Consider the following 4,420-nt stretch of genomic DNA (forward strand, 5'->3'; position numbering starts at 1 on the left):
TGGCCGTCGGGCCGCGGTCAGTGCATCTCGTCGAGCTCGTCCACGGGCAGCTCGGCGATGTCACGGGACAGCTGCTTGAACTCCTCATGGAGCTCGATGCCCCGCCGAGCCCGCAGGTTGCGCTGTGCGGCGGTGCGGCTGCGCTGCTCGTGCTCGATCACTTCCATGCTCATGAAGATGTCGAGGAGCTCACTCTTCAGGGAGGTTAACCGTTCGACATTGCGCATGATCGACTCTCCTTGGTCACTACGCGACACTGCAATTTTTACTATATCGCACTTGACAGAATGATGACGTTCTGGGTTTTACGCTACAACGAAGAGTAAACGCAGGCGTCGAGAGGCCGTACCGACATCTTGCGCTGCACAACGCCCGGCTCCTTGGGCATACTGTGATGACACCCTTTTCAATTATCGTCACTGCCCGGGGCGATACACCATTCGAGGAGTTCCCAGTGAGCAGCGCCCTGTTCGATGAGATGAGACGCCGCATGGAGCACTTCCGCCGCTCCGAGCAGAAGGTGGCGCGCTTCGTGCTTCGCAACCCCGAGGAAGTGATCCACATGCGCATCGTCGACCTGGCCACCGAGTCCAAGGTCAGCGAGCCCACGGTGGTCCGCTTCTGCCGTGCCCTGGGCTGCAATGGCTTCCAGGACTTCAAGCTCAAGCTGGCCCAGATGCTGGCCACCGGCAGCCAGTTCGCCCAGTTCTCCATGAACGACAGCGACTCGGTGTCGGAATTTGCCCAGAGCATCTTCGACTCCACCGTGGGCACCCTGCTGTCGGTGCGCGACCGCCTGGACAACGAGGCGCTGAGCCAGGCGATCAACGCCCTGGCCATGGCCAACCGGGTGGAGTTCTACGGCTTCGGCGCTTCCGGTGCGGTGGCCTTCGACGCCCAGCACAAGTTCTTTCGCCTGCAGATCTCCACCGCGGCCTACGCGGACCCGCACATGCAGAACATGTCGGCGGTGACCCTCAAGGAGGGCGACGTGGTGGTGGCCATCTCCCAGACCGGCCGAACCCGGGCGCTGGTGGCCAGCGTGCGCCTGGCCAGGGAGGCCGGCGCCACGGTGATTGGCCTGTGCCCCAGCGGTTCGCCGCTGGCCGAAGAGGTGACGCTACCGCTCTATATCGATGTCCACGAGGACACCGAGATCTACACTCCCATGAGCTCCCGCATCGCCCACCTGGTGCTGGTCGACGTGCTGGCGGTGGGCGTGGCCAAGACCCGCGGCCCCAAGCTGGCCGAGCAGCTCTCGTCGGTGAAGAGGAGCCTGATCCCGCTGCGCTACCCGGAAGAGGAAGGCTAGCCGCGAGGCGAGGGGCGCCGGGGGCAAGGCGCGATATGCTAAGCTGTCCGCCCATTTTCCTAGCAGCGATGCCCTCCCATGGACGACGTCACGGCGATCCTCGACCACCTGAATGCCGCCCAGCGCGAGGCGGTCAGCGCCCCCCAGGGCAACATGCTGGTGCTGGCCGGTGCCGGCTCCGGCAAGACCCGGGTGCTGGTCCACCGCATCGCCTGGCTGATGCAGGCCGAGGGGCTCTCCCCCTACGCCGTGCTCGCCGTGACCTTCACCAACAAGGCGGCCCGCGAGATGCGGACCCGCCTGGAGGCCTTGCTCGGCCTCTCGCTGCGCCACGTCTGGGTGGGCACCTTCCACTCCACGGCCCACCGCCTGTTGCGCACCCACTGGCAGGATGCCCGGCTGCCTCAGCACTTCCAGATCATCGATTCCGACGATCAGCTGCGACTGGTCAAGCGACTGATCAAGGACCACGACGTCGATGACGAGCGCTTCCCGCCGCGCCAGGTGCAGACCTTCATCTCCGGCTGCAAGGAGGAGGGGCTGCGGCCCCACCAGGTGGAGGTCCACGGTGACGCCTACCTGGGGCAGATGGTGGATCTCTATGAACGCTACCAGGTCACCTGCGAGCGCGGTGGCCTGGTGGACTTCGGCGAGCTGCTGCTCCGGAGCCTCGAGCTGCTGCGCGACAACCCTGCTCTGCTGGCTCATTACCAGGAGCGCTTCGCCCATGTACTGGTCGACGAATTCCAGGACACCAACACCCTGCAGTACGCCTGGCTGAAGCTGCTGACCGGCATGCGCACGCCGATGACCGTGGTGGGCGACGATGACCAGTCGATCTACGGTTGGCGCGGCGCCAGGGTGGAGAACATCCGCCGCTTCGAGCGCGAGTTCCCGGAGACGAAGACCGTGCGCCTGGAGCAGAACTATCGCTCCACCAGCGCCATCCTCGAGGCCGCCAACGCCCTGATCAGCCACAACACCGAGCGCATGGGCAAGGAGCTGTGGACCGCTGGCTCCCGCGGCGAGTCGATCTCGGTCTTCAGCGGCTTCAATGATCTGGACGAGGCCCGCTTCATCGTCGACACCATTCGCGAGAAGGTCGACGAGGGGTTCCATCGCCGCGAGATCGCCATCCTCTACCGCTCCAACGCCCAGTCCCGGGTCATCGAGGAGTCCCTGATCCGTCAGGGCATGCCCTACCGCATCTACGGCGGGCACCGCTTCTACGAGCGTCTGGAGATCAAGAACGCCCTGTCCTACCTGCGCCTGCTGCTCAACCGTGACGACGATGCCTCCCTGGAGCGGGTAATCAATGTGCCGGCCCGGGGTATCGGCACCCGCACCGTGGAGATCCTGCGCGTCCGGGCCCGGGAGGCCGGCGTCTCGCTGTGGCAAGCACTCCATGATGGCCTGGCCGACGGCTCGCTCAAGGGCCGGGCCGGCAGCGCCGTGGCGGCCTTCGCCGAGCTGATCGAACGGCTCGACAACGACACCGCGGGGTTGGCGCTGCACGAGATCATCGACCAGGCCCTCCAGGCCTCGGGGCTGGTCGAGCACCACCGCAGTGAGCGCGGCGAGAAGGGCCAGGCCCGGGTCGAGAACCTGGAGGAACTGGTCAACGCCGCCCGCGCCTTCACTCAGGGGGAATCCTTCGACCCGCCCGTGGCCGGCGAAGGGGCCGTGGCGCTGGAGGCCTTCCTCTCCGAGGCGGCGCTCAACGCCGGCGAGCACGAGGCGGACGAGTTCGAGGACAGCGTGCAGCTGATGACCCTGCACGCCGCCAAGGGGCTGGAGTTTCCGGTGGTGTTCATCGCCGGGGTGGAGGAGGGGCTCTTCCCCCACCGCATGTCGGCGGAGGAACCGGGCCGCCTGGAGGAGGAGCGCCGGCTCTGCTACGTGGGCCTGACCCGCGCCATGAAAAAGCTCTACCTGACCCACGCCGAGATCCGCCGCCTGCACGGCAAGGAGACCTTCCAGCGTGCCTCGCGCTTCCTGCGCGAGATCCCCGAGCAGTACCTGGAAGAGGTGCGGCTGCGCGGCCAGATCTCGCGGCCGGTGACTGCGAGCCGACCGGTTCCCGGGCTGCGCCAGACCTCGGTGCAGGGTGGCGGCGACCTGCCCAGCCTGTCGCTGGGCCAGCGGGTCCACCACCCGGTGTTCGGCGAGGGGGTGATCCTCAACGCCGAGGGGGAGGGAGAGCGCGCTCGGGTGCATGTCAGCTTCGAGGGGGAAGGCGACAAGTGGCTGGTGCTGGGCTTTGCCAAGCTGACGCCGCTCTGATCGAGGGCGTTCGGCGAATTTCCGTTGACGTTTCCGTCATGTCGCCGCCTTGTGAGTCAATTCGGCCTTGGCGCATACTGGCCAATGAACCCTTCCGCGCGTTGCCATGCCGCGCGGCTCTATTTAACAAGCCTTTCGGAGTCACGCCCTCATGCAACGCCGCAACTTTCTGAAGACCCTGGGTGCCGGTGCCGCCGGCGTCGCCGCCGCCCCCTTCGTCTCCACCGCCCAGGCCCAGGAGGTCCTCACCTGGGACATGGTGACCTCCTGGCCACGAAATTTCCCGGCGCTGGGCACCGGTGCCAACGAGTTCGCCCAGCGCGTCGAGGCGCTCTCCGACGGCCGCATGCGCATCCGTGTGCACGGTGCCGGTGAGCTGGTGCCTGCCCTGGAGGTCTTCGATGCGGTCGCCGCCGGTACCGCGGAGATGGGTCACTCCGCTGCCTACTACTGGCGCGGCAAGGTCGCCGCGGCACAGTTCTTCACCGCAGTGCCCTTCGGCATGAACACCACCGAGACCAACGCCTGGCTCTACCACGGCGGTGGCCAGGTGCTATGGGACGAGATCTACGCCAAGCACAATCTCAAGCCCTTCGCGGTGGGCAACACCGGCGCGCAGATGGCCGGCTGGTTCAAGAAGGAGATCAACTCTCTGGCCGACATGCAGGGCATTCGCCTGCGCCTGCCGGGGCTGGCCGGCGAGGCGATGAACCGCATCGGCGTCACCACCGTGAACATGCCGGGCTCCGAGATCTTCACCTCCATGCAGACCGGCGTGCTCGACGCTGCGGATTGGGTCGGCCCCTACAATGACCTGGCCTTCGG

Annotated in this window: 4 protein-coding genes; 3 read left to right on the forward strand and 1 reads right to left on the reverse strand. The window is 66.4% G+C overall.

The features are described from left to right. Positions 1-17 precede the first annotated feature (17 nt). Entirely contained in the window at positions 18-227 is a 210-nt protein-coding gene (locus IBX53_RS14930; RefSeq protein WP_290910811.1) for a PA3496 family putative envelope integrity protein, read from the reverse strand. Positions 228-454: 227 nt separating this feature from the next. Here IBX53_RS14930 and hexR point away from each other — a divergent pair, with 227 nt between their 5' ends. From hexR to IBX53_RS14945, 3 genes are all read left to right on the forward strand, one after another. Beyond that, the gene (gene hexR / locus IBX53_RS14935; RefSeq protein ID WP_290910813.1) at positions 455-1,312 is read left to right on the forward strand and encodes a transcriptional regulator HexR; all 858 of its coding nucleotides are present in this window, start codon (positions 455-457) and stop codon (positions 1,310-1,312) included. Positions 1,313-1,390: 78 nt separating this feature from the next. Then, entirely contained in the window at positions 1,391-3,595 is a 2,205-nt protein-coding gene (gene uvrD, locus IBX53_RS14940) for a DNA helicase II (protein WP_290910816.1), read from the forward strand. 151 nt (positions 3,596-3,746) lie between these two features. Next, on the forward strand, positions 3,747-4,420 hold a 674-nt coding region (locus IBX53_RS14945), incomplete at its 3' end, for a TRAP transporter substrate-binding protein (RefSeq protein WP_290910818.1).

This window comes from Halomonas sp. (assembly GCF_014859505.1).
Taxonomy (GTDB): domain Bacteria; phylum Pseudomonadota; class Gammaproteobacteria; order Pseudomonadales; family Halomonadaceae; genus Halomonas.

Bases quoted from the DNA above. Each gene is read 5' to 3' on its own strand.
- IBX53_RS14930 (WP_290910811.1), bottom strand. From the start codon at position 227: ATGCGCAATGTCGAACGGTTAACCTCCCTGAAGAGTGAGCTCCTCGAC.
- uvrD (WP_290910816.1), top strand. From the start codon at position 1,391: ATGGACGACGTCACGGCGATCCTCGACCACCTGAATGCCGCCCAGCGC.